The organism is Kitasatospora sp. NPDC088160 (genome assembly GCF_044741445.1).
GTDB lineage: Bacteria > Actinomycetota > Actinomycetes > Streptomycetales > Streptomycetaceae > Kitasatospora.
Map to the genome: position 1 here is coordinate 244,149 of NZ_JBIUSS010000006.1, position 21,977 is coordinate 266,125.

Below are 21,977 nucleotides of genomic sequence, written 5' to 3' on the forward strand. Positions count from 1 at the left end.
GCCGGGAAGGGCTCGGCCACCGCACCTGCGAGGAGGCCCCAGATGCGCATGGTGAAGAAGACGGTCGACGGCGCCGGGCCGCCGCACGTCCGTGGCGCCGCTGCGGCGTCAGCGCTCCGGGAAGCGGTGCTGCTCGACCAGCCGGGCGAAGCCGTCCCACAGGGCCGGATCCGCCGGCTCCCGCGGGTCGTGGAGCGTGACGCCGGCCAGGCCCCCGGGCGCGTCGCAACCGCCCGCCCGGGCCAGTTCGACGCCGGAGCCGAGCAGCGCCGCCGGCTTGCCGTGGCGCAGCGCCTCGGCGAGGAAGCGGACGGCGTCCGGATCGGCGGCCAGCGCGGGCCCGGCGCCGTCCGGAACCACCACCGCGTCGTACAGCACCGAGGCGGTGGTGGGCAGCGGGCGGTCCACCGGCAGAGGGTCACCGCCACGGGCGGCCACGTGACCGCCGTGCGCGGCCAGCGTCTCCACGACGGCGCCCTGCGCACCCAGCCGCTCGTGCGCGGCCCGTACCTGGCCTCCGTCGACCCCGGGCGCGGTCAGCACGGCGACCTTGCGGGTACGGATGCCGCTGCCGCGCAGATTCTCCAGGCTGAGCGCCGGGGAGACCCGGGAGCCCGCCGCCTCGCCGCCCTTCGCCGCCGCCCGGTCCTCGGGCGCCGGCTGCGGCTCGGGCACGCCGATGCGCCGGGCGACCTCCGCCGCCAGGTCGGGGTCCACGCGCACCAGGTTGCCGACCATCCGGCGCCGTACCTCCTCGTCGCCCACCTTGCCGAGCTCGAACGCGAACGCGGCGGTGATGTGCCGCTGCTCCCAGCCCGCCATGCTGCGCCAGAACAGCGCGGCCTGGCTGTAGTGGTCGGCGAAGCTGGGGCTGCGCCGCCGGATCGCCCTGCCGTTGACCCGTTCCTGGTAGTGCTGGAACACCCCTTCCGGCAGGTGGCCGCCGCCCATGGTGAACGGGCAGCCGCCGCCCACCGAGTTCGGTGCGTAACTCGTCCCCGGGTGGACGACCTGCTGGCCGTAGCCGTCGCGGTGGTTGGTCCGCACGTCGGCCAGCGGGCGGTTGACGGGCAGTTGGCCGAAGTTGGGGCCGCCCAGGCGGATCAGCTGGGTGTCCAGGTAGGAGAAGTTGCGGCCCTGGAGCAGCGGGTCGTTGGTGAAGTCGATCCCGGGCACGACGTTGGCGGTGTGGAAGGCCACCTGCTCGGTCTCGGCGAAGAAGTTCTGCGGGTTGCGGTCGAGGACCATCCGCCCCACCGGGCGCACCGGCACCAGTTCCTCCGGGATCAGCTTCGTGGGATCCAGCAGGTCGAAGGGGAAGGCGAACTCGTCCTTCGCCGTGACCAGTTGGACACCGAGCTCCCATTCGGGGAAGTCCCCCGCCGCGATCGCCTCCCACAGGTCCCGGCGGTGGAAGTCCGGATCCCGCCCGGCGGTGATCTGGGCCTCGTCCCACACCTGGGAGCAGACGCCGAGCCGCGGTCGCCAGTGGAACTTGACGAACGTGCCGCGCCCGTCCCGGTTCACCAGGCGGAAGGTGTGCACACCGAAGCCCTGCATCATCCGGTAGCTGCGCGGGATGGCCCGGTCGGACATCACCCACATCAGCATGTGGGTGGACTCGGGCTGGAGCGAGCAGAAGTCCCAGAAGGTGTCGTGCGCGGAGGCGCCGGTGGGGATCTCGTTCTGCGGTTCGGGCTTCACCGCGTGGACGAAGTCCGGGAACTTGACGGCGTCCTGGATGAAGAACACCGGCATGTTGTTGCCCACCAGGTCGTAATTCCCGTGCCGGGTGTAGAACTTGGTGGCGAAGCCGCGGACGTCCCGTACGGTGTCGGCGGAGCCGCGCGGGCCCTGCACGGTCGAGAAGCGCACGAACACCGGGGTGCGGCGCCCGGCCTCCTGGAGGAAGTCGGCGCAGGTGAACCCGGCGAGCGACTCGTACGGTTCGAAGAAGCCGTAGGCGCCGGCGCCGCGGGCGTGCACCACGCGTTCGGGGATGCGCTCGTGGTCGAAGTGGGTGAGCTTCTCGCGGAGGTGGAAGTCCTCCAGCAGGGTGGGGCCGCGGTCGCCGACGATGAGCGAGTTGTCGGTGTCGTCGACGCGCACACCCTGGTCGGTGGTGAGCGGGCCGTCCGGGTCGGGGGCGCGGAAGGCGTCGAGTGCGGCGTCCTTGGCGTCGGTGGTGTTCTTGGCGTCCGTGGCGTCCGTGGCGTCCGTGGCGTTCTTGGCGTCGGGTCCGGGGTCGGCGGGCGGCTCGGGCTGGGGGGTTTCGGGGTTGATGGGCATGTCGCGATCTCCGTCCTGGGAACGGCGCGGGGCGGCCGGGCCGGCGGCCCCCGGCTCGTGTCGGCGGGGCGGCTGCCCGGTGGGTGGCCCGGCAAACCGCGCGCGAGCGGCCGTCGGTGCCGCAGCAGGAGGTCAGCGGTGCTGGGCAGAGGCGCGCGGTGTTTCAGTGCGGTGTTTCAGTGCGGTGTTTGACGAAGGAGCCTCGGGGGACACGCCTGGGTCGGGAGGGGAAGCCTCTGAGTGAGGAGACGAGCAATGTCGAACGATGCCATCGTCCTGTTGAGGGAGGACCACAAGGAAGTCCGCCGCCTGTTCCGCCAGTACCGGGAACTCGCCGCCGGGGACGGGGACGGAGACGGTGGGGGCGACGCGCGGCACGAGACGGTCGAGCGGATCGTGGAGGCGCTCACCGTCCACACCTACCTGGAGGACGAACTGGTCTACCCCAGGATCCGTCAGGAGGTTCCCGGCCTCGCCGAGGACATGGACCGCGCCCGGCAGGAACACCACGTCGCCGACCTGCTCTGTGAGGAGCTGAGCCGGATGAGCCCCGGCGACGAGGGCTACGACGCCAAGACCGCCGTCCTGATCGACGCGGTCGACCGGCACATCGAGCAGGAGGAAGGCTCCTGGTTCCCGATGGTCCGGGCCGCATTCGGCCGCAAGGAACTCCAGGAGATCGGCGAGCGGATGCAGGCCATGCGCGAGACCGCGCCGCGCCGCCCGTCCAGTGGCGGCGTGCTCCACCGCATCGCCAACGCGATCGAGGGCTGACGACGGTGCGACGCCGCGACCACGAAAAGCGGGAAGGAGCACGCGAATTCCTCTCATGTCTCAGCCAACGCGACCGTCCTATCCTGAGGGCGTGGAAGAACAGCCGGCAATCGGGCGCCAGTGGACGTTCCTGACCAATCACGCGCGCGTCCTGGTGCAGATCGCCCGGGACCCGGGCATCAGGGTGCGCGACATAGCGACCAGCTGCCTGCTGACCGAACGAGCGGTCCAGCGGATCATCGCCGACCTCGAAGCGGCGGGCTATCTCAGCCACCACCGCGTCGGACGCTCCAACGTCTACCGCGTCCTCGACGGCAAGCAGCTGCGCCACCCCGCCGACAGCGGCCCGACGCTGGCGGAACTGCTGGCCGTCCTGCTGCGCTGACCGCTCCGCCCGCCCACCCGCTCCTCGGCCGGCACGGCGTGCTCGGTCTCTCGTAGGAACCCGAGGGCACGCCGAGGGCACGCCGAGGGCACGCCGAGGGCACGCCGAGGGCATGCCGATGACACGCATGGCCGAACCCGATTGCACGCATTGCCATTGACGAATTTCCGTTCACGTATCGGTTGACGTGAGAAGGGATTCGGCAGACGCTGGAGATGTCGTCCCACGGCTCACAGGCAGGAGAAGAGACCATGCGCGGTAAGCCGCCCGTGGCGCGTTCCGCTGCCCCGACCCCGACTCCTCCACCCCCCGCGCCGCCCCCGGTCAATGGGAGCGTGCCCACAGACCTGCACGTCGCCGAGGGCCTGCTGGTCCGGCTCGCCGTCGAAGGGGACCGGGTCCGTGCGACGGTCCGCGGCGAGATCGACCTCGACGTCGCCGGCGGCCTGGACGAGACCCTCGGACGCGCGTTGCAGGCCAGCGGCACCGGGCTCGACGTCGACCTGTCCGGCGTCCCCTTCTGCGACAGCTCCGGCCTCAACCTCCTGCTGGGCCTGCGCAGCACCGCGCACCGTACCGACCGCACCCTCGCGATCACCGCGGCCAGCACCCAGGTCGAGCGCCTGCTCGCGATCACCGAGACGACCGGCCTCTTCACCCCCGCCGCCACCGAACGCCCCGCCGGCCCCCCGCACACCGAGAACGCAGACCCCTGACCGCACGCGGGCCACCCCGCACCACCGCAAGCCGAGAACCATGGACCCCGTCCGCCGCTACGCCATCGCCCTGCCCGGCGCGCCCGGCGCCCACGCCGCAGCGCACACCGTCATCGTGCACCTCACCGACCAACTGGGCCCCGCGCGCGAACCCGTCTACGAGGACGCCACCGGCCTGTTCCGCGTCCAGATCCGGGGCACCATCGCGGAAGTCCTCGCCGCGCCGGCCGAGTACGGAACCATCCACCCCTGCCTGGAAGCCGTTCCCATGCCCTGACCGCACTCCGGGCCGCTGGTGGACCCGCTGGCACCCCGGCAGGCGTGGGGGCGTCCGTCGCGCCTGAAACCGTCCTGCCGCAGGCCGTTCCACCCATGGTCGCTGCCGCGGGCCGGGGCCGGGAGGACACGTTCTTCCAGGGAAAAACATGTCCTCCCAGCTCGCGCGGCGCCCTGGCACAGTGGCCGGTGTGAGCACGGACAACGACAAGCGCCGGGAGTTCGCCACGTTCCTGCGTGCCCGGCGCGCGGAGGTCTCCCCCCGACAGGCCGGACTTCCCGTGTACGAACGGTCGCGCAAGGTGGCCGGGCTGCGCCGGGAGGAGGTGGCCGGGCGGGCCGGGATCAGCGTGGACTACTACACCCGCCTCGAACAGGGCCGGCTGCCCGCACCGTCCGGCAGTGTCCTGGACGCGCTGGCCCGCGCCCTGCTGCTGGACGACGACCAGCGTGACTACCTGCGCCAGCTGGCCGACCTGGCCCCGGCCCGCCGACAGCGGCGTTCACAGCACCAGGTCGTGCCCGCCGCGGTGCTGGCCGTACTGGCCGATCTGCGGACCACGCCCGCCGTGGTCCTGGGCCGGTTCATGGACATCCTGGCCTGGAACGACCTCGCGGCCGAGCTGCTGCTCGACTTCGCCGCGGTCCCCGAGGAACACCGCAACTACCTGTGGCTGACGTTCCTCGACCCGCGGACGCGCGAGCGCGTGCCGGACTGGGACCTGTCGGCGGGCGAGTGCGTCGCCTACCTGCGGATGGACGCCGGCCGCTACCCCAGCGACCCCAGGCTCGCCGAACTGGTCGCCGAGCTGAGCGCCGGGGACTCCGACTTCCAGCACTGGTGGACCACGTACCGGGTCTCCGGCAGGAGCTTCGGGAGCAAGCGCATCCTGCACCCGGTCGTCGGCGAGGTCCGGCTGGACTGGCAGGTCCTCACCGTCGCCCAGGAACGCGACCAGTTCCTCGCGGTCATGCCCGCCGCCGACGAGGAGAGCAGGCAACGGCTCACAGCCCTGAGCACACCGTAGGAACGCGCACGGCGCGACCGTGCGGTCCCACCCACCCGGAAAGGAGGTGAAGGCGCGAGGAGCCCCGGATCACGAGGGCCCGACGCCTTCACAGCACGCCATGACGACCACACTCATCACCGGAGCCACCCGCGGGATCGGCCTGGAGGCCGCCCGCCAACTGGCCGGGGCCGGACACACCGTCTACCTCGGTGCGCGCGACCTGGAACGGGGCCGGGAAACCGCCGAGCGGATCGGCGCCCGCGCGGTGCAGCTCGACGTCACCAGCGAGGAGTCCGTCCAGGCCGCCGCGCGGCTGATCCGCGAGGAGGCGGGCGGGCTCGACGTCCTGGTCAACAACGCCGGAATTCCCGGCAGGTGGAACCCGCCTGCCGAGATCACCGCCGACGACATGGAGACCGTCTACGCCACCAACGTCTTCGGCCTCGTCCGCGTCACCCACGCCTTCCTGCCGCTGCTGGAGGCCGCCGACCACCCCGTCATCGTGAACGTCAGCAGCAGCGGCGGCTCCCTCGCCCGGTGCAGTGACCCCGCCGGCCTTGAGGCGACCTTCCCGATGGTGGCCTACTGCTCGTCCAAGAGCGCGGTCAACATGATCACCGTCCAGTACGCCAACGCCTTCCCGGACATGCGGATCAACGCCGTCCACCCGGGGGCCGCCGCCACCGATTTCAACCCCCGCGGCACCGTGTCGGCCGAGCAGTGCGCCAAGATCATCGTCCGGATGGCCACCATCGCCCCCGACGGCCCCACCGGAGGGTTCTTCGAGGAGGAGGGCCCCGTCCCGTGGTGACCGTGGTGACCGCGGGGTCACACGGTTGACCGGTGGGGTCTCGCCCCGGCCACGGCGTGCCGCACCCCGTGGCCGGGGCACGATCACCACCCTGGAGCGGTGAACGACTCCACCGGGATGCCGGCCCCGGCCGGACACGGGTACCGGGCGAGCTGGTTCGAGCTCTTCTTCGACCTGGTGTCCGCAGTCCTCCCCGCAGGACCGCTGCTCCCCGCCTGGGCCACGATCGCGGTCACGGCGACCGTCCTCATCGCGATCACCGCAGTAGCCACCCGGTACGGGCCCCCGACCCACTGACGATCGATCAGCCACGGACAGCACCCTCGTGACGCCGCGAGACCCGCACTCCGGCCGCCTCGGCCGACTACCGACAGGGAACGACGCCCATGAGCAACCTCGCACTCGTCACCGGCGCCACCTCCGGAATCGGCAGGGCATTCGCCGAGCGGCTGGCCGGCGACGGCTACGACCTGGTGCTGGTCGGCCGGCGCCGGGAGCGGCTGGAGGAGTTCGCCGCCGCCCACACCGGGGTCGAGGTGCGATCCGTGGCCGCCGACCTCTCCACCGGCGAGGGCATCGACACCGTGGCGCGGATCTGCGCGGCCGAACCGCTGACACTGCTGGTCAACAACGCGGGAGTCGCCCACTACATGCCGCTCGCCGACCTGCCTGCGGATCTGGCCCGCGAACTGGTCGACGTCAAGGTTCTCGCCCCCACCCTGCTCACCCGTGCCGCCGTCGCGGGCATGCAGGAACGCGGCCGGGGCGCGATCATCAACGTGGCCGGCATGATCGCCTTCAGCGGACCCGCCCCGCAGTCCCAGCTGCCCCGCCGCGCCGTCTACGCCGGTGCCCTGGCCCACCTGGTCGCGATGAGCCAGACCCTGTCCGCCGAGCTCGAAGGCACCGGCGTCCAGGTCGAGGTCGTCTGTCCGGGGGTGGTGGCCACCGAGTTCCACGAGCGCCAGGGCCTCGATCTCAGCGCCGTACCCAGGATGAGTGCCGAGGACGTCGTCACCGCGGCCCTGCGCGGCCTGCAACTCGGCGAGGTCGTCTGCGCGCCCGGTGTCGAGGACGCGAGCCTGCTCGATGCCGTCTTCCGGGCCGAGCTGGCGGCGTTCGGCGCGCAGAGCCCCGAACTCGCCACCCGCTACCGGGCCGGCTGACCCGTACCCGCCCCTCGGTGGCCGGGCGTCGGCTACCGAGGGGCGGTGCTTCCTTTCGTGGCGCGGGCGTCAGTCGGCCTGCGGCGGATCTATCCGGACCACCAGCCGGCTCGGGCCGTTGCCGGAGGCGGTTGCCCGCTCGGCGGGGTGGGTGACGGGGCGGTCGGCGGGGTGCAGGGTGACGTTCTCCGGGTAGAGCCGGCCGAGCAGGGCCAGGACGACGAGGTCGCCCTGGCCGGTGGCGTCCAGGACGGCGTCACCCGCCTGCGTCCACACCAGCCCCGATGCGCGCAGGGCCGTCCACACGTCCGCGGCGGCGGGCGGGTCGGCGACCGGTGCGTCGGCGGGCACGTCGCCCGTGGCGCCGTCCGGCCGGTGGGCGAAGCGGTGGCCGCGCAGGGCCTGGCCGAGGTCGACGCGGGCGGTGGCGCCGTCGTGGGTGAGCTCGATGGCGGCGGTGCGGGCCCCGCCGGCGACCGGCCCGGCGACGACGCGGCCGGTGATGCGGCCGGTGAGCGGACCCGGTGCGGCGGTGGCGGGCGGCAGGTGCTCGACGAGGGTGCGCGGCGCGGCGTAGTAGTCCCGCAACTCGGCGACGTGCGTGACGGTTTCGTCGGCGGCCGGGTCGGGACGCCAGGTCAGCAGGTACCGGGGGGCGGTCAGGGGCGGCTGGTCGAGGACGGCCGGCAGGACGGTGCCGCCGCTCGCCTCGAAGCCGTAGCCGGCCGGGCCGGAGGGGTTGGGGGCGCCGAGGGTGCCGGACGAGCCGGAGCTGCCGGAGGTGCCGGTGACGGCGTGGCGGGCGAAGGCCACGATGCTGGCGTGCCGGATCCGGCGGACCAGGAGTTCGGTGAGGAACGCGTCCCGGGCCGGTTCGATGTGCCGCAGCCCGGTCGGAGTGATCAGCAGCGGGACGTCCTGCCAGTTGGTGAAGGGCAGCAGGGCGTCGCGCAGCAGGACGACCTGGTGCAGCCACTCGTTGTAGAGCTGCATCGTGACGGGTCCGCCACGGCGGCCGAGGAGCAGGTCGGTCGCGGGAGGGGTGAGCAGGTGGCCGTAGCAGTGGCTGCGGACGACCAGCGGGCCGGCGGGCAGCGCGATCCGGTCGGCGAGCAGGCGCTCCAGGGCCGCGGCGGCCCAGGAGGCGAGCTCATGGCCGATCTCCTCGGCCTGCGCGCCCAGTTCGCGAGCGGCCGGGGCGCTGCCCGGTCCGACGGCCAGCGGCAGGGAGGTCTCCCGGCTCCCGAGGGCGAGGGTCGCGCGGATCTGGGCCTCCAGCACCTCGCCGTCGGCGGCGGTGAGGGCGTTGTCATCGATGACGCCCTGGAGCAGCGGCTCCGTGGCCGTGAAGAACTCACGGGCGGTCAGGGCGGTGCCGGCCGCGGGGAAGGTGTTCCAGCGGCTGCCGCCGAGGGCGGGCGTACTCGGGGTGGGTGCGATGGGCACGGGTCCTCCGAAGTGTCGATGGAGCGTTGCGATCGAGCAGAGGTGGAGCGTTTCGATGGAGCAGGAGTGGAGCGTTTCGATGGAGCAGGGATGGAGCGGCGGATTCCGCGGGTGCGGGGCCCGGCCCTTATCTGGATCGTGCGATACAGATTGCGGACATGAAAAAATCAGTCGAGGGCGGTCAGCGCGACCTCCACGACGGGTGCGAGGGCTTCGGGGTCCGGTGTGATCTTCGAGGAGACCAGCAGCCCGTTGAGGAAGGTGACGAAGAAGGCGGCGAGGCTCTGCGGGTCGTGCCGCGCCGCGATCTCACCCCGTTCCGCCGCGACCCGCAGCACCTCGGCGAGCGCGTCCCGGCTGACATCCTGCATGTCCCGTACGGTGCGCCGGATCGACGCGTCCCCCGGTAGGCGCTCGCAGGCGGCATTGACCGCCAGGCAGCCCCGGCCGCCGTGCTCGGCGGCGATGTGGACCCGCTCCATCAGCATCGTGCGGATCGCCGAGCGGGCGTCCGCCCCTTCCTCCAGGCTGCGCAGGGCATCCGCCGCGAGGGTGGCGCGGTAGTGGTCCAGCGCGGCCCGGTACAGGCCGGCCTTGTCGCCGAACGCCGCGTACAGGGACCCCTGCCCGATCCCCAGGTGCTGGGTCAGGTCGCGCACCGAGGTCGCCTCGTAGCCGCGCGTCCAGAACAGCTCCATGGCGCGGCTCACCGCCGCCTCGGTGTCGAACTCCCGGGTCCTTGCCATGGTTTCACCGTAGCCTATCTGGATCGGATGCTCCAGATAGAGCGAGCCGCGCTCCTCCCGGGGCGAGGGCTCCGCAGAACCGGCGGACGCCCCGTGCGGCAGGTGACGACAGCGCGACGGGCGGTCCGTCGGCGCGCCGTGGATCGTGGCGCACCGACGAACCGCCCGGGGCCTCAGCCGAACCAGCGGGCGAGGGCCGTGTCGAGCGGGGTGCCGTCGGTGTCGGTCCAGGCGAGGTAGCCGTCGGGGCGGACCAGGAGGGCGCCGGCGCCGTCCACGTCCTCGTCGGTCTTCGCCATGACGTGCTCGACCCGGTCGGACCGGTCGCCGACCGACCGCCGCCTGCCGTCGAGGGAGAGCAGCAGGCCCCGGCCGGAGCGCATCAGCCGGCTCGCCCGGGTCGGGCCGTCCTCGGTGGTCAGGTCCAGGTCGATCAGCCGGGGGCCGACGCCGGGGTACCGGAGGTCCAGGCCGGACATCATGCCCGAGACGTACCGGTTGGTGTCGGGCAGGCCCAGCAGCTCGGTCACGAGCTCGCGGACCGTGCCGAGTTCCTCGTCCCGGCCGGGATTCATGATCACGGCCTGGGCCCGGGTGTGGCGCAGCACGCGCGCGGCGACGGGGTGCCGCTCCTCGTGGTAGCTGTCGAGCAGGCCGGCGGGCGCCCAGCCGCGGATCGTGCCGGCGAGCTTCCAGCCCAGGTTGACCGCGTCCTGGAGGCCCAGGTTCACGCCCTGGCCGCCGATCGGCATGTGGATGTGCGCCGCGTCCCCGGCGAAGAACACCCGGCCCTCGCGGTAGCGCTCGACCTGGCGGACGGCGTCGCCGAACCGGGAGGCGGCGCGCAGTTCACCCAGTTCGGTGTCGGGGCCGTACACGGCGTGCAGCGCCTCGCGGACCTCGTCGGCCGAGACCGGCGTCTCGCGGTCCGGGCCCTGTCCGGAGAGCCTGCCGAACAGTATCCGGTACAGGTCCGGGCCGATGGGGTGCAGGATCGAGTGGAAGCCGCCGGCCACGCGGGTGTACTGGCTGAAGTGCTTGCGCTCGGTGGGGACCGTCTCGGACCGGGAGGCGAGGGTGATGTCGGCCGCCACGGCGGACATCCGGCGCTCCCGGCCGGGGAACGGGACGCCCAGCAGCCGGCGGACCGTGCTGTGCCCGCCGTCGCACGCGACGAGGTAGCGGCCGCGGATCTCACCGTCGCCGCCTCGGACCTCACCGTCGCCCCGGACCTCACCGCCGTCGGGGGCGTCACCGCCGCCCGGGGTGCCGTCGGCGTGCCACGTGACCGTGATCCCCTCCGCGTCCTGCGCGACCGCCGTCACCTCGTGGCCGCGGAGCACGGGCACGCCCTGCTCGCCGAGGAGCCGTTCGAGGTGGGCCTCGAGCCGGATCTGCGGAACGTTGACCGGGTGGGGGTACCGGGTGCGCCAGGGCCGGCAGTCCAGCTCGACCGGCAGGGTGGCGAAGTGCCCGCCGGTGGTGTTGTCGGACGGCTCCCGCGCGAGCAGCGGCTCCAGCAGCCCGCGCAGGTCGAGCACCTCGGCGGTGCGCGGCTGGAGTCCGCCCGCCCGGGACTGGGTGCTGTGGGTGCGCTGCTTCTCGACGACGACGGCCGGCACCCCGGCCAGCGTCAGCTCGTACGCCAGCATCAGCCCGGTCGGGCCCGCCCCCACCACGATGACCTCGGTTCGCACGATGACCTCCCGAAAGAAGAAACTGGGTGCAATTCTGCACTCAGTCTACCACAAGGTAGACTGAGTGCATGAATCAGCAGATGGGCCTGCGGGAACGTAAGAAGGAACGCACCCGGGAGACGATCGCGGCGACGGCGATCCGCCTCTTCCTCGACCGGGGCTTCGACCAGGTCTCGATCACCGAGATCGCGGAGGCGGCGGAGGTCTCCCGGCGGACCCTCTTCGCGTACTTCCCGACGAAAGAAGACCTCGTACTCCAGCGGTTCGCCGACCACGAGAGCGAAGCGGCCCGGACGGTGCGCGCCCGCCCGGCCGGCCAGCCGCCGCTGGAGGCGCTGCGCGCGGCCATGCTCGACGCCCTGGCGCGCCGCGACCCGAACACCGGCCTGTGCGACGACCCCGAGGTGATGGCCTTCCTCCGCATGATCGTCGAGACCGAGAGCCTGGCGGCACGGATCATCCGCTACGCGGCACGCGGCAGCGACGAACTGGCCGAGGCACTGCTGGAGGCCGGCGTCGACCCGCTCGACGCCCGTCTCGTGGCCACCCAGGTGATCGTGGTGCAGCGGGAACTGGCGGTCATGAACCAGGAACGCCTGGCCGACGGCACGTCCGCCGACGACCACTACCCGGAGGCCGTCCGCGCCGCCGAGCGGGCCTTCGCCCTGCTGCGCGACGGACTGGGGCAGCACGGGTAGGGCCCGGGTGCATCGGCCTCCCGGAGCACTCCGAACTGTCGGGGGCGGGCGTCATAATCGCCACTGGCGTGATCACCGGACCTGCTGGAGGCCCTCGTTGTCCTCGTCGTCGTCCTTGCCGCCCTCGTCGCCCTCGCTGTCCTCGCTGCACGACTTCGCGACCTGGGAGCCCCTGCTGCGGCTCCTGCGGGCTGACCACGCGCAGGCGCTCGCCGCGCCGGGCGGCGAGGTGGCGGGGCTGATCGGCCGGCAGGGGTGGAGCGTGCCGGTGAGGATGCGGTTCCCGGAGGCCGGGCGCGCCATGCTGGTGTCCGACAACCAGGAGGCGCACGACGCGATCGACCGCGTCCGGGCCGCGCTCACCGAGGCCGGGATCGGCGATGTCGCCTTCGCCGCGGAGATCCCGCCGAGCGGGAAGGCGGTGCTCCATCTGTTCGACCACGGCCCGGCCGTCGACCCGGGCATCGGCAACGCCCACCCGGGCGCGCTCACTCTGGTCGAGGGCGCGGTGCCCGAGCCGTGGCGGCGCCTGCCCGAGCCGGTGCCCGGGGCGAGGCCGGCCCCGTCCGTGGACCTGGAGGTCCTGACCCTCGGAGGGTGGCGCGGCGAACCGGTCAGTCTGAACCCTCTCGTCGGGCTGCCCCGGCTCCGCACCCTCTACGCCGGCCCCGGGGCGCTCACCGACCCCCGGGAGGTCGCCCGGCTGACCGGACTGGAGTTCCTGGAGCTGACCCCGGAGGACTGGCGCTGCCTCCTCGACGCCGGCGCCGTCCCGCGCGGCCTGTCGGCCGCCGCCATCGAGGCCCCGAGCGATCACGACCTGCGCCCGATCATGGCCCTCGCGAACGAACTCCTGACCCTCTGGGAGCGCCCCCTGATCACGGAGACCGTCGTCGAAGGCGACCTCGGCCCGCTGCCGTAGCCCTGTCACGGATCTCGTGTGCCCGGGAGAGCGAGGCGGCCCTGCTGGGGTGCCGCTGTCACTTTCGCGGGGGCGGCGGGGAGTCGGGCTTCTCGCGGTAGAGGTCGATGGCGAGGGCGACTGCGGCGTGGGTCGCGGGGTGGGGGTCCTGGCGGCGCCAGATGAGGTGGACGGGGACGGGGGCGGCGTTGCGCAGGGGGCGGTAGACGATGCCGTCGCGGCGGTACTGGGCGGCGGTGGCCTGGGGGGTGACGCCGATGCAGCGGCTGGTGGCGATGGCGGCGAGCCAGTCGTCGATGTCGTGGGTGTAGATGACGGCGGGCCGCTGCTCCTCGGGCCACAGGTTCAGGGCGGTGGTGCCGGTTCGGCGGTCGATGGCGAGGGTGCGGGCGGGGATCTCGTCGAGGCGGATGCTGCGCCGGCGGGCCCACGGGTCGTCGGAGGCGAGTGCGACGATGCGGTGTTCGTGGCCGACCAGGGCGTGTGACCAGGGCTTCAGGTCGAGCGGGGCGCGGACGACGGCGAGGTCGCACATGCCTTCGGCCAGCCCGCCGGTGGGGGAGTTGTGGCGGACGAGGCGCAGCTCGACCTCGGGGTGGCGCTCGTGCCAGCGGCGCTGGAAGTCGGTGGTGTGGCGGCCGAAGGCGGACCAGGCGTGGCCGAGGTGGAGCCGGGCGTGGCCGGCGGTCGCTTCCTCGACCAGGTCGTCGGCGCCGGCGAGCAGGACGCGGGCGCGGGCGAGGACCCGCACGCCGGCCGGCGTGGGCGCGATCGTGCGGCTGGTGCGGTGCAGCAGCCGCACCCCGAGGAACTGTTCCAGGGCGTGCAGGTTGCGGGAGACGGCGGCCTGGGAGATGCCCAGCTCGGGGCCGGCGTCGGTGAAGCTGCCGGTGTCGATGATGGCGACCAGGCAGCGCAGGTGCTTCAGTTCCAGATCGGCGGGACTTCGTCGTCGCTCATCCATACGCCCAGCGTATCAATGGGCCGGTGAATGCATTTTGCGTATGACTACGTCGGCTCCACTGTGGAGGGCATGGTGCTGAAGAGTTCTCACGACGCCGCTACCGCCCGGGGTGACGGGCGCCTGGCCGGGGTGGCGCTGATGCTGGGCTCCGGCCTGTCCAACCAGGCCGGAGCGTCGATGGCGGCGCTCGCCTTCCCGGTGATCGGCCCCGCGGGTGTGGTGGCCGTCCGTCAGTGGGTGGCCGCCGGGGTGCTGTGGGCGGTCGGCAGGCCGCGGCCGCGGTCGTTCACGGCGGCGCAGTGGCGTCCGGTCCTCGGGCTCGCGGTGGTGTTCGCCGTGATGAACCTGTCCCTCTACACGGCCATCGACCGCATCGGGCTCGGGCTGGCCGTCACCCTGGAGTTCCTCGGTCCGCTCGCGGTGGCCCTGATCGGCTCGCGCCGGCGCCTCGACGCCCTGTGCGCGGTGGCCGCCGCGGCCGCGGTGGTCGTCCTGGCCCGGCCCTCGCCGTCCACCGACTACCCGGGCATCGCCCTGGCCCTGCTCGCGGCGGTGTGCTGGGCCGGCTACATCCTGCTCAACCGTGTCGTCGGCCGCCGCCTGCCCGGGCTGGAGGGCTCGGCCGCCGCCGCCGCGCTCTCGGGGGTGCTCTACCTTCCCGTCGGGATCGTGGTGCTGTGGCTCCGTCCCCCGACCGCCGCCGCCCTGGCCTGCGCGCTGGCCGCCGGCGTGCTGTCCTCGGCCGTGCCCTTCCTGGCCGATCTGCTGGCGCTGCGGCGGGTGCCCACGCAGTTCTTCGGCGTGTTCATGAGCGTCAACCCGGTCTTCGCCGCGCTGATCGGCCTCGTCGTGCTCGGCCAGCACCTCGGCGCGGCGGCCTGGCTCGCCATGCTGGTGATCGTCGGAGCGAACGCGGTCGCCGTCACCACCGCCCCCACCAACCCCGAGTGATGAGCAGGACCCCGAGAAGAAGTTTCGGGCCGATGTCGATTCGGCCGCGTCCGCTGCGACGTCATGATGTGCGGCGCCTCGCCGCACGGTGACGCGACGACGAGACCTGACGAGGGAACACGTGGACCAACTGCTCAGAGTCATGAACTTCAACGTCTCCAGCGACGGCGTCGGTGCCGGTGCCGGTGAGCACCAGAGCTTCGAGCGGCCGTTCGGCCATGACCATCCCGAGAAGCTGTTCGCCTGGGCCGGGGCCACGGCGAGCTGGCCCATGCGGACGGCTCCCGGGGGGAGCCGGGGCCTCGACGACTACTTCACGCGGGACTTCGCGCGCAACATCGGTGCCGAGATCATGGGCCGCAACAAGTTCGGGCCCCAGCGCGGGCCCTGGCAGGACGACGAGTGGCGCGGCTGGTGGGGTGACGAACCCCCGTTCCACACCCCGGTGTTCGTCATGACCCACCACGAGCGTCCGTCGTTCACGCTCTCCGACACCACGTTCCACTTCGTCGACGGCGAGCCGGCCACGGTCCTGGCCCGGGCGCGGGAGGCCGCGGAGGGCAAGGACGTCCGGCTCGGTGGCGGGGTCGGCACCATCCGGCAGTTCCTCGCCGCCGACCTCGTCGACACCCTGCACGTGGCGGTGTCGCCGGTGGAACTCGGCCCCGGGCTACGGCTCTGGGAGTCCCCCGACGAGCTGCTGGACCGGTTCCACCTGGAGGTGGTGCCCAGCCCGAGCGGGGTGGCGCACCACCTGTTCTGGCGGAGGTGACGTGAGGGCCCGCGCGGGGAGGTCGACGGCCGGGTGACCAGCCGCTCAGGGGCGGGTTCAGGAGTGAGCGGTCACGGTCGCGGTGAGGGGCGCGGGGCCGAGGGTGGCCGCCGCCATCGGGCGGGGGCGGCTGCCCGGGACCGGGTCCACGTGCCAGGCGGCCGTGACCGCCGCCGTCAGGAGGGTGAGCTCCGCCAGGGCGAAGTCGCCGCCGGGGCAGCCGTGCACACCGGCGGCGAAGGGCAGGTAGGCGCCGCGCGGGGGAGCGGGGTGCCGTTGCGGGTCCCAGCGGTCGGGGTCGAACGCGCCCGGGTTGCGGTACCAGCGCGGGTCCCGGTGCAGGGCGTAGGGGCTGTAGAAGATCTGGGCCCCGGGCGGGAGTCGGTGGCCACCCAGTTCCACCGCACTGCCCGTACGGCGGGGGAACAGCCAGATCGGCGGGTAGAGCCGGAGGGTCTCCTGGACGACGCGGTGGGTGAGCACGAGCGCGGGGAGGTCCGCCGGCTCGACGGGGCGGTCGCCGACGACCCGGCGGACCTCCCCGCGGACCCGGCGGCGGAGCTCGGGGTGGCGGGCGAGGAGGATGAACAGCCAGGCGGCGGCCGCGCCGCTGGTGTGGGAGCCGCCGACCAGCAGGGAGGTCACGTCGTCGTGGACCTGCCGCCGGTCGGCGCCGACCGACAGGTGCGTCAGGGCGGCGTTGTGCGGGTCCGCGTCGATGAGGGCGTCGACGACGCCGTGGAGGTCGTTCAGGGCGGTGTGGTAGCTGCGCCGCTCCGGGCCGGGCAGCCGGTCGAGGAACGCGGCGGCGGGCCCGTAGGCCCTGCGGCCCAGTCCGGCCACGACGACCGGCAGGGCGTGGTGGACGACGGAGGCGGCGCCGGCGGGGAGCGGACGGCCGAAGAGGGTCGCGGCGACCACGTTCAGGGTCAGTTCGGCCATCTCGGCGTTGAGGTCGATCCGTTGGCCGTGGTGCCACGAGTCGGCCCGGGCGGTGGCGAGTTCGGCCATGGTGTCGAGGTATCCGGGCAGGCGGGCGGCGCTCAGCAGGGGTTGGACGACGCGGCGGCGGTCCCGGTGGTGGGTGCCGTCGGCCACGGCGATGCCGGTTCCGAACAGGGGGCGGGACTTGGTGAAGATCTCGCCGCGGTCGAAGCGTCCCCCGGGTCCGGTCAGCAGGGCCATGACGAGGTCGGGGTGGTTGAGGAGGTAGGCGGGCCGGGGGCCGATGCGGAACTCGACCACGTCCCCGTAGCGGCGTTGGGCGTCGAGGAAGGCCAGGGGCGCTCTGGCCAGCCGGATCGCGTGCCCGAGGAGCGGGACGGCGCCCGGCACCCGGGCCGGGCGGCGGCCGGTGGGGTCAGGGGGTGTCGGCATGGTGGTCCTCTCCCGTGGGCGCAGGCGCGGTTGTTGTCGTTCCGGTGCGGTACCGGGGCGTGCTCAGGCCCCATTCCAGGTGGCCCCGGGCCCAGTCGAGGAGCGCCTCGGCGCAGTGGTCGGCCTGCCGCCGGAGGGCGGGTGGCGTGGCGAGCGCGCGGGCGAGGCCGGTGAGTTCGCGGCGGGCCCGGGCGTGGGCGCGCAGGCGGTCCTCGAAGGCGTCCGTCACGAGGAGGGTGGCGGCGTGCCGGTCCATGCCGCCGTGGTGGGCGGTGACGAGCACCAGGTTGTGGGGGTCGCCCTGGGCGGCCTCCTTGTCCACGGTCATCAGGTCGTTGGTCCAGCACACCAGGTCCGCCGCCGCGACGAGGAGTTCCTGGAAGGGGCGGGAGTAGTACAGGGACGGGGGCAGGAAGCAGCCGTCCGTTCGCTCGACGAGGTCGAACGAGGGCATGATCGCTCCGAAGGCCCGGCGCCAGGCGGGAAACCCGTCCGGGTACGGGACGTGGCCGGCCTGCCGGTGGGCGGCCTGCCAGACGCAGCCGGACAGGTAGTCGGCCACGTGACGACGGAACCTCAGGACCCAGGCGTCGGGCATGGCGTCCGAGGCCCGCTCGACGATCTCCGCGAGGGCCCGCCCCATGGGCGAGGTGGGAACCGACCCGTACGAGACGATGCCGAGCGGCTCGTGCAGGTGTTCCTCCAGGCGATCGGCGTCACGCCCCAGGTCGCCCTCGTCGATCCGGTCGTCGAGGAGGAACAGCCAGGCCATCCACATCGCCACCAGGGCGCTGTCCGACCGGTCGGCCCGCGGATGGCACCACGCCGCCAACAGCCCGGGACGGATCCGCGCGAGGTTGCGCAGCTCCGCCGACGTCTCGCAGAGGCCGGCGGCCTCCACCCACCGCAGGGTCTGCGCGTCGGCGGTCCCGGCGTGGTCGCCGTGGCGGGCCGGGACGTCCCGGATCGCGGAGCCCTTGAGCACGTCGATCGTCATGCAGCCCCCGCCTTCGGTTGTCGCGCCATTTGTCGTTCCGGCTGGCGTCGCGCCGGGCGAACGCCCCACATGGCGATCATCGCGTGCGCCGTGTCGACGAACCCGGGGCGGCGCAGGTGGGCCAGCGCCTCGGCGCCTTCCGCCTCCCCGAGGGCGCCGGAGCGTGCCATCGCGGGCAGGAGATCGGCGATCGAGAGCGCCCAGGCCCGCCCCGCCGCGTTGGTCGCCGTCAGCGTCGGGCAGTGGACCCGCATCCCCACCTCGCCGAGTCCCAGCCCCCGCAGCGGGGCGGGGAACGACCGGGCCCAGGCCGCCACGTCGCTGCCGAGCGTCGTGGCCAGGGTGGTGGTGACGGCGGCCCCGAGGCGCCGCACGACCGGATCGGGGGAGGAGGCGGAGGGGAAGAACGAGGGGTCCTCGATGTACAGGCGGCCGCCCGGCTTCAGCCAGGACGCCATGCGCCCCGGCAACGAGGCACGATCGGGCAGGTGGCACAGGACACTGCGGGCGACGATGAGGTCGAAGGTGTCGGGCGGGAACCCTTCGGTGCGCACGTCGTGTCGCAGCACCCGCAGGGCCGGGTGGCGCGGGCCCGCGAGGAAGCGGAGGTCCGTGTCGGTGGCCGTCACCTCGCCCTCGGGGTGACGGCGGGCGAGCCACAGGGCCAAGGTCCCGGCCCCCGCCCCGATTTCCAGACAACGGGCCCCGGCCGGTAATTCCCAACGCGCCAGATCGCCGGTCGTCGCGGGATCGCACAAATCGGCCAGGGCGTTCAGACGTTCCATTTGCGCGGGGTGGGCGAAGGCGAGGACTTCGTCCCCGTACGCCGGGAGTTCGCGTTCCGTCGGCGGTTCCTTCCGCATGCGGTACCTCCTTTTCCTCGCCGATTGGATCAGTGCCGTTGTACCGCCCCCTGGCGACACGCCAGTCCGTTCGGTGCGGCGCACCGGATTTCGTGCTTCGCTTCTCGCGGCTTCTTGTGGCTTCTCGCGGTTTCTCGCGGTTTCTGGCGTGGGAGGCCGTGAACACGGCGACGGTGACGGCGGCGCACCGCCGCCGCCCTCGATTCGCATCGATCTCAACACCGGTGTCCACGGGTGTCAACGGGGCGTCAAGGTGCTGGCAGGAGCGCCATGGTGGTCGTGCCGCAGGAGGTCCGGTGGGGTTGACGGACAACTCCGCGTCGTCCCAGAGTGTTTCTGCCCACGCGAAAAGAAACCCGGGGAACCGGGATGTCCGAGGAGGCGCCACATGGCCGAAAAGGACCGTGAGGACCGCGTGATCGTGGTCGGATCCGGAATCGCGGGAGCGGCCGCCGCTTTTCGGCTGCGCCAGGCCGGTTGCGACGTCACTCTGTTCGAAAAGGAGGACCACGTCGGAGGCCGGATGTCCACCCGCGAAGTGCCGGTCGGAGACGTCCGATATCGCGTCGACCGCGGCGCGAGCTGGCTTTCCCGCAATTACGCGCCCATGATCCGACTGTTGGAGGACGCGGGGCTCGCCACGCGCATGCTCCCGTGTTCGGACGAGCTGGGCGTGCTGCGCGAGGGCCGGGTGCACCGGCTCTCACTCGTCCAGGCCTCGGGACTCCTGCGGACCGGACTGCTCGGGTGGCGCGCCAAGTTCAAGGCGCTGAACCTGCTGCGCGACCTGGCGGCCGCCCGCCGCCGGCTGCGCTGGGAGGACATGTCCGGCGCCGCCGGGATCGACGGGGAGAGCGCTCGGGAGCACGCCCTGCGCAGGCTCGACCGGGAGCTCCTGGACTACCTGATCGAGCCCCTGTGCAGCACCCAGTTCCTCGTACCCGCCGAGGAGGTCGCCGCCGTCGGCGCCTTCTGCATCATGTGGGGCACGTTCGGGGCCGCGAGCTTCACCTTCGACGGCGGCGTCGGGAGCCTCCCCGGACACCTCCTCGACACCCCCGTGATGCGCGCCCCGGGCACCCGTGTCGAACTGGGCGCCCACGTGACCGAGGTCCGCCGGGACGGGAACGGGGGCGGCGCCGTGGTGGTGTGGGAGCGGGACGGCGAGGTCCGGACGGAGCGGGCCCGCGCCTGCGTCGTGGCCGTGCCCGCCCCGGTCGCGGCCCGGATCGTCACCACCCTCGACGACGACCAGCGCCGCTACCTCGACGGGGTCCGGTACACCAGCGACGTCCACGTCACCTTCGGGCTGCGTCGGCCTCCCGCCGAGACGGCCCTGGGCGTCGCCGTGCCGCGCCGGGAGCACCCGGACCTGTGCGTCGCGCTGTACGAGCACAACCTCGGCCCCGGCCGGGCCCCCGCCGGCCGGGGCCTGGTCACCCTGGTCTTCCGGCACCACTGGAACGCCGCCCGGATGGCCCTCGACGACGACACGGTGATCGCCGACGCCCGCGCGGCCGTGGGCGAGGTGATGCCGGGTCTGGCCGCCCACATCGACGACCACCGGGAGATGGCCGTCGTCCAGCGCTGGGAGAACGCGGTCCTCGCCCGCCCGGCCGGCGGGTACCGGGACCTCGCCGCCTTCACCGCGAGCCTGGATCCGGCCTCCCCCGTCCAACTGGCCGGGGACCACTTCGCCTACAGCACCACCAACGCCGCGCTCGCCACCGGCGAACGCGCCGCGCGCCGGGTCCTGGACCTGCCCCTCGCGACCTGAGGCGACCAACGCCCTTTCCCCGGCGGGCGGCATCCCCGCGTACCGTCAGCGCCCACCTGTACCGCGTCTTCCCCAAGCCGGGCATCACGACGTGGGTTGCCCTCAGGGACGCCCTGAACAGGCTGGAGGAGCATGCCCCTGCCGCGTCCGAGACGGCACGGGCGACGGGCTGGCAGCGTCCGCTCCGGCGCGAGGGGGTGGCGACGGCCGGTCCGCGATGAGGACGGGGCGGCGGAGAGCGCCCGCCCCGGAGGCACGGATGGAGCGACATCCGGCCGGCTCTCTCACACGTATGACAGTCACGTGACCGCATCGGCGAGACACATGACTGTCATACGCGAGGCCGTTGGACACACGTACGCGTCCCTGGGCGCCGAGCGAGGAGAAGCCCGGGATCGGGGGCCTCCCGTACTCAACGGCAGTTGAGGTCAAGGCCGTTGAGCGTCCTCCTGCGCCGCGAGCGCGTGCCGGCCGGACTCGGCGAGGGTGTACAGCACGGACCGCTGCTGCTTGTGGCGCTGGATGTTCCCCTTGGCCACGAGCGACTCCAGGGTGTTGCGCACGACCTGCGGGGTGGGGGCGCGGTCCGGGTGCTTCGCCAGCAGTTCCTCCCGCAGCTCCTTCGCCAGGCGCGGTTCGTCGTGACCGCTGAGCAGGGACAACAGGAGCTCTCCGAGCAGGGGTTGCCGCGACGTCCCGGCCGCGGCGGCCTGTGCCGGCTTCCCCGTCCGCACCGTCCGCGCCGTCCGCGCCGTGGCCCCGCTCTTCCCCGTCTTCCCGGTCTTTCCCGTCCGTGCCGAGCGCGGCGAGCGCGGCGCGGGTGTGCGGGCGGGGGCCGAAGCGGACGCCCGGCGTCGCTTCGCCCCGGTGAGCACGGGCTCGTCCTGTGCCTGCTCGGGCAGGGGCGCGGGCTCCGACAGGCCCTCGTACCGTTCGGCGAGGCGGAGGATGTCGACCAGGAGGGCTTCCTCCTGCTTCAGCATCCTGGCCTCCTCGGCCAGTTCCTGCTGACGCCGACGGTTCTCTTCCAGATCCGATGCGGCCTGATCGACGAGCCGCGTACGGAGCGTGCTGGCTGGTTGGCTGGTCACAACCGTTCACTCCCTAGTAATGGATGACGTTGCGCATGGTACCCACGCCGGAGCTTCCGTGGAGGAGGGTGCCGGCAGTGTGCGGCATTCCCCCGGGGCCGTGCAGTACCATTCCCGACCATCCCCGACGGGCGGGCAGGGAGCGCCGACACGGCGGGGCGGCGCCGACAGGGCATCGCACGGTCGGCGACATGGTCGGGGACATTGTTCGGTGACGTTACGTCATTCGACTGTTTCCGCCGTGGGCAC

General features: G+C 73.0%; 22 protein-coding genes. 13 read left to right on the top strand and 9 right to left on the bottom strand.

All coding sequences use genetic code 11. The features are described from left to right. Nucleotides 1-108: 108 nt before the first annotated feature. Nucleotides 109-2,289: a catalase gene (locus tag ACIOGZ_RS11580; protein ID WP_400985703.1), complete on the bottom strand. Its 2,181-nt coding sequence runs from the start codon at nt 2,287-2,289 to the stop codon at nt 109-111. A gap of 255 nt (nt 2,290-2,544) precedes the next feature. Here ACIOGZ_RS11580 and ACIOGZ_RS11585 point away from each other — a divergent pair, with 255 nt between their 5' ends. The 8 genes from ACIOGZ_RS11585 to ACIOGZ_RS11620 all read left to right on the top strand — a co-directional run bounded on the left by ACIOGZ_RS11585 (nt 2,545) and on the right by ACIOGZ_RS11620 (nt 7,427). After that, nucleotides 2,545-3,063, top strand: coding sequence for a hemerythrin domain-containing protein (locus tag ACIOGZ_RS11585; protein ID WP_363586942.1), 519 nt, complete (start codon nt 2,545-2,547; stop codon nt 3,061-3,063). Nucleotides 3,064-3,118: 55 nt separating this feature from the next. Further along, on the top strand, nt 3,119-3,448 hold the full coding sequence (locus ACIOGZ_RS11590; protein WP_363586941.1) for a helix-turn-helix domain-containing protein: 330 nt from the start codon (nt 3,119-3,121) through the stop codon (nt 3,446-3,448). 335 nt (nt 3,449-3,783) lie between these two features. Continuing rightward, nucleotides 3,784-4,164, top strand: a complete 381-nt coding sequence (locus tag ACIOGZ_RS11595; protein WP_363586940.1) for an STAS domain-containing protein — start codon at nt 3,784-3,786, stop codon at nt 4,162-4,164. 40 nt (nt 4,165-4,204) lie between these two features. Then, nucleotides 4,205-4,441 (top strand): DUF6296 family protein, encoded by a 237-nt coding sequence (locus ACIOGZ_RS11600; RefSeq protein ID WP_363586939.1) that lies wholly within the window; start codon nt 4,205-4,207, stop codon nt 4,439-4,441. Nucleotides 4,442-4,631: 190 nt separating this feature from the next. Further along, the gene (locus tag ACIOGZ_RS11605) at nt 4,632-5,468 is read left to right on the top strand and encodes a helix-turn-helix transcriptional regulator (RefSeq protein ID WP_363586938.1); all 837 of its coding nucleotides are present in this window, start codon (nt 4,632-4,634) and stop codon (nt 5,466-5,468) included. Between the two features lie 100 nt (nt 5,469-5,568). After that, nucleotides 5,569-6,261, top strand: a complete 693-nt coding sequence (locus tag ACIOGZ_RS11610; protein ID WP_363586937.1) for an SDR family NAD(P)-dependent oxidoreductase — start codon at nt 5,569-5,571, stop codon at nt 6,259-6,261. A 99-nt stretch (nt 6,262-6,360) separates the two neighbouring features. After that, the gene (locus ACIOGZ_RS11615) at nt 6,361-6,558 is read left to right on the top strand and encodes a hypothetical protein (protein ID WP_363586936.1); all 198 of its coding nucleotides are present in this window, start codon (nt 6,361-6,363) and stop codon (nt 6,556-6,558) included. Nucleotides 6,559-6,647: 89 nt separating this feature from the next. Then, complete coding sequence (locus ACIOGZ_RS11620) at nt 6,648-7,427, top strand: SDR family NAD(P)-dependent oxidoreductase (protein WP_363586935.1); 780 nt, start codon at nt 6,648-6,650, stop codon at nt 7,425-7,427. A 69-nt stretch (nt 7,428-7,496) separates the two neighbouring features. Here the strand turns inward: ACIOGZ_RS11620 and ACIOGZ_RS11625 are convergent, their stop codons facing one another. From ACIOGZ_RS11625 to ACIOGZ_RS11635, 3 genes are all read right to left on the bottom strand, one after another. After that, nucleotides 7,497-8,873 carry a hypothetical protein gene (locus ACIOGZ_RS11625; protein WP_363586934.1) on the bottom strand — a complete coding sequence of 459 codons (1,377 nt, stop codon included), beginning with the start codon at nt 8,871-8,873 and terminating at the stop codon, nt 7,497-7,499. A 167-nt stretch (nt 8,874-9,040) separates the two neighbouring features. Beyond that, entirely contained in the window at nt 9,041-9,619 is a 579-nt protein-coding gene (locus ACIOGZ_RS11630) for a TetR family transcriptional regulator (RefSeq protein ID WP_363627673.1), read from the bottom strand. 173 nt (nt 9,620-9,792) lie between these two features. Next, nucleotides 9,793-11,316, bottom strand: coding sequence for an FAD-dependent monooxygenase (locus ACIOGZ_RS11635; protein ID WP_400985707.1), 1,524 nt, complete (start codon nt 11,314-11,316; stop codon nt 9,793-9,795). Between the two features lie 68 nt (nt 11,317-11,384). On the opposite strand from ACIOGZ_RS11635, the gene ACIOGZ_RS11640 reads away from it, so the two are divergent. Further along, complete coding sequence (locus ACIOGZ_RS11640) at nt 11,385-12,014, top strand: TetR family transcriptional regulator (protein WP_400985709.1); 630 nt, start codon at nt 11,385-11,387, stop codon at nt 12,012-12,014. Nucleotides 12,015-12,150: 136 nt separating this feature from the next. Beyond that, complete coding sequence (locus tag ACIOGZ_RS11645; protein ID WP_400985830.1) at nt 12,151-12,936, top strand: SMI1/KNR4 family protein; 786 nt, start codon at nt 12,151-12,153, stop codon at nt 12,934-12,936. 58 nt (nt 12,937-12,994) lie between these two features. Here ACIOGZ_RS11645 and ACIOGZ_RS11650 read toward each other — a convergent pair whose 3' ends face one another. Next, nucleotides 12,995-13,900 (bottom strand): LysR family transcriptional regulator, encoded by a 906-nt coding sequence (locus tag ACIOGZ_RS11650; RefSeq protein ID WP_363586930.1) that lies wholly within the window; start codon nt 13,898-13,900, stop codon nt 12,995-12,997. A 138-nt stretch (nt 13,901-14,038) separates the two neighbouring features. On the opposite strand from ACIOGZ_RS11650, the gene ACIOGZ_RS11655 reads away from it, so the two are divergent. Together ACIOGZ_RS11655 and ACIOGZ_RS11660 are read left to right on the top strand one after the other, a co-directional pair. Then, nucleotides 14,039-14,851 (top strand): EamA family transporter, encoded by an 813-nt coding sequence (locus tag ACIOGZ_RS11655; protein WP_363586946.1) that lies wholly within the window; start codon nt 14,039-14,041, stop codon nt 14,849-14,851. Nucleotides 14,852-14,972: 121 nt separating this feature from the next. Then, on the top strand, nt 14,973-15,623 hold the full coding sequence (locus ACIOGZ_RS11660) for a dihydrofolate reductase family protein (protein WP_363627668.1): 651 nt from the start codon (nt 14,973-14,975) through the stop codon (nt 15,621-15,623). 57 nt (nt 15,624-15,680) lie between these two features. Here the strand turns inward: ACIOGZ_RS11660 and ACIOGZ_RS11665 are convergent, their stop codons facing one another. From ACIOGZ_RS11665 to ACIOGZ_RS11675, 3 genes are read right to left on the bottom strand one after another with little or no spacing between them, the layout of a single operon-like run. Beyond that, nucleotides 15,681-17,000: a cytochrome P450 gene (locus ACIOGZ_RS11665; RefSeq protein WP_400806643.1), complete on the bottom strand. Its 1,320-nt coding sequence runs from the start codon at nt 16,998-17,000 to the stop codon at nt 15,681-15,683. Beyond that, nucleotides 16,984-17,997, bottom strand: a complete 1,014-nt coding sequence (locus ACIOGZ_RS11670; RefSeq protein WP_400806641.1) for a terpene synthase family protein — start codon at nt 17,995-17,997, stop codon at nt 16,984-16,986. The genes ACIOGZ_RS11665 and ACIOGZ_RS11670 overlap by 17 nt, the downstream gene beginning before the upstream one ends. Next, nucleotides 17,994-18,860 (bottom strand): methyltransferase domain-containing protein, encoded by an 867-nt coding sequence (locus ACIOGZ_RS11675; protein ID WP_363586926.1) that lies wholly within the window; start codon nt 18,858-18,860, stop codon nt 17,994-17,996. The genes ACIOGZ_RS11670 and ACIOGZ_RS11675 overlap by 4 nt, the downstream gene beginning before the upstream one ends. 388 nt (nt 18,861-19,248) lie before the next feature. Here ACIOGZ_RS11675 and ACIOGZ_RS11680 point away from each other — a divergent pair, with 388 nt between their 5' ends. Continuing rightward, nucleotides 19,249-20,637: an NAD(P)/FAD-dependent oxidoreductase gene (locus ACIOGZ_RS11680; protein WP_363627665.1), complete on the top strand. Its 1,389-nt coding sequence runs from the start codon at nt 19,249-19,251 to the stop codon at nt 20,635-20,637. Between the two features lie 428 nt (nt 20,638-21,065). On the opposite strand, the gene ACIOGZ_RS11685 is transcribed toward ACIOGZ_RS11680, so the two are convergent. Continuing rightward, nucleotides 21,066-21,728 carry a hypothetical protein gene (locus ACIOGZ_RS11685; RefSeq protein WP_400806636.1) on the bottom strand — a complete coding sequence of 221 codons (663 nt, stop codon included), beginning with the start codon at nt 21,726-21,728 and terminating at the stop codon, nt 21,066-21,068. Between the last annotated feature and the right edge of the window lie 249 nt (nt 21,729-21,977).

Coding starts and splice junctions, on each gene's coding strand:
- ACIOGZ_RS11580 (WP_400985703.1), bottom strand. CDS start 2,289: ATGCCCATCAACCCCGAAACCCCCCAGCCCGAGCCGCCCGCCGACCCC.
- ACIOGZ_RS11585 (WP_363586942.1), top strand. CDS start 2,545: ATGTCGAACGATGCCATCGTCCTGTTGAGGGAGGACCACAAGGAAGTC.
- ACIOGZ_RS11590 (WP_363586941.1), top strand. CDS start 3,119: ATGTCTCAGCCAACGCGACCGTCCTATCCTGAGGGCGTGGAAGAACAG.
- ACIOGZ_RS11600 (WP_363586939.1), top strand. CDS start 4,205: ATGGACCCCGTCCGCCGCTACGCCATCGCCCTGCCCGGCGCGCCCGGC.
- ACIOGZ_RS11610 (WP_363586937.1), top strand. CDS start 5,569: ATGACGACCACACTCATCACCGGAGCCACCCGCGGGATCGGCCTGGAG.
- ACIOGZ_RS11620 (WP_363586935.1), top strand. CDS start 6,648: ATGAGCAACCTCGCACTCGTCACCGGCGCCACCTCCGGAATCGGCAGG.
- ACIOGZ_RS11630 (WP_363627673.1), bottom strand. CDS start 9,619: ATGGCAAGGACCCGGGAGTTCGACACCGAGGCGGCGGTGAGCCGCGCC.
- ACIOGZ_RS11640 (WP_400985709.1), top strand. CDS start 11,385: ATGAATCAGCAGATGGGCCTGCGGGAACGTAAGAAGGAACGCACCCGG.
- ACIOGZ_RS11650 (WP_363586930.1), bottom strand. CDS start 13,900: ATGGATGAGCGACGACGAAGTCCCGCCGATCTGGAACTGAAGCACCTG.
- ACIOGZ_RS11655 (WP_363586946.1), top strand. CDS start 14,039: ATGCTGGGCTCCGGCCTGTCCAACCAGGCCGGAGCGTCGATGGCGGCG.
- ACIOGZ_RS11665 (WP_400806643.1), bottom strand. CDS start 17,000: ATGCCGACACCCCCTGACCCCACCGGCCGCCGCCCGGCCCGGGTGCCG.
- ACIOGZ_RS11670 (WP_400806641.1), bottom strand. CDS start 17,997: ATGACGATCGACGTGCTCAAGGGCTCCGCGATCCGGGACGTCCCGGCC.
- ACIOGZ_RS11675 (WP_363586926.1), bottom strand. CDS start 18,860: ATGCGGAAGGAACCGCCGACGGAACGCGAACTCCCGGCGTACGGGGAC.
- ACIOGZ_RS11680 (WP_363627665.1), top strand. CDS start 19,249: ATGGCCGAAAAGGACCGTGAGGACCGCGTGATCGTGGTCGGATCCGGA.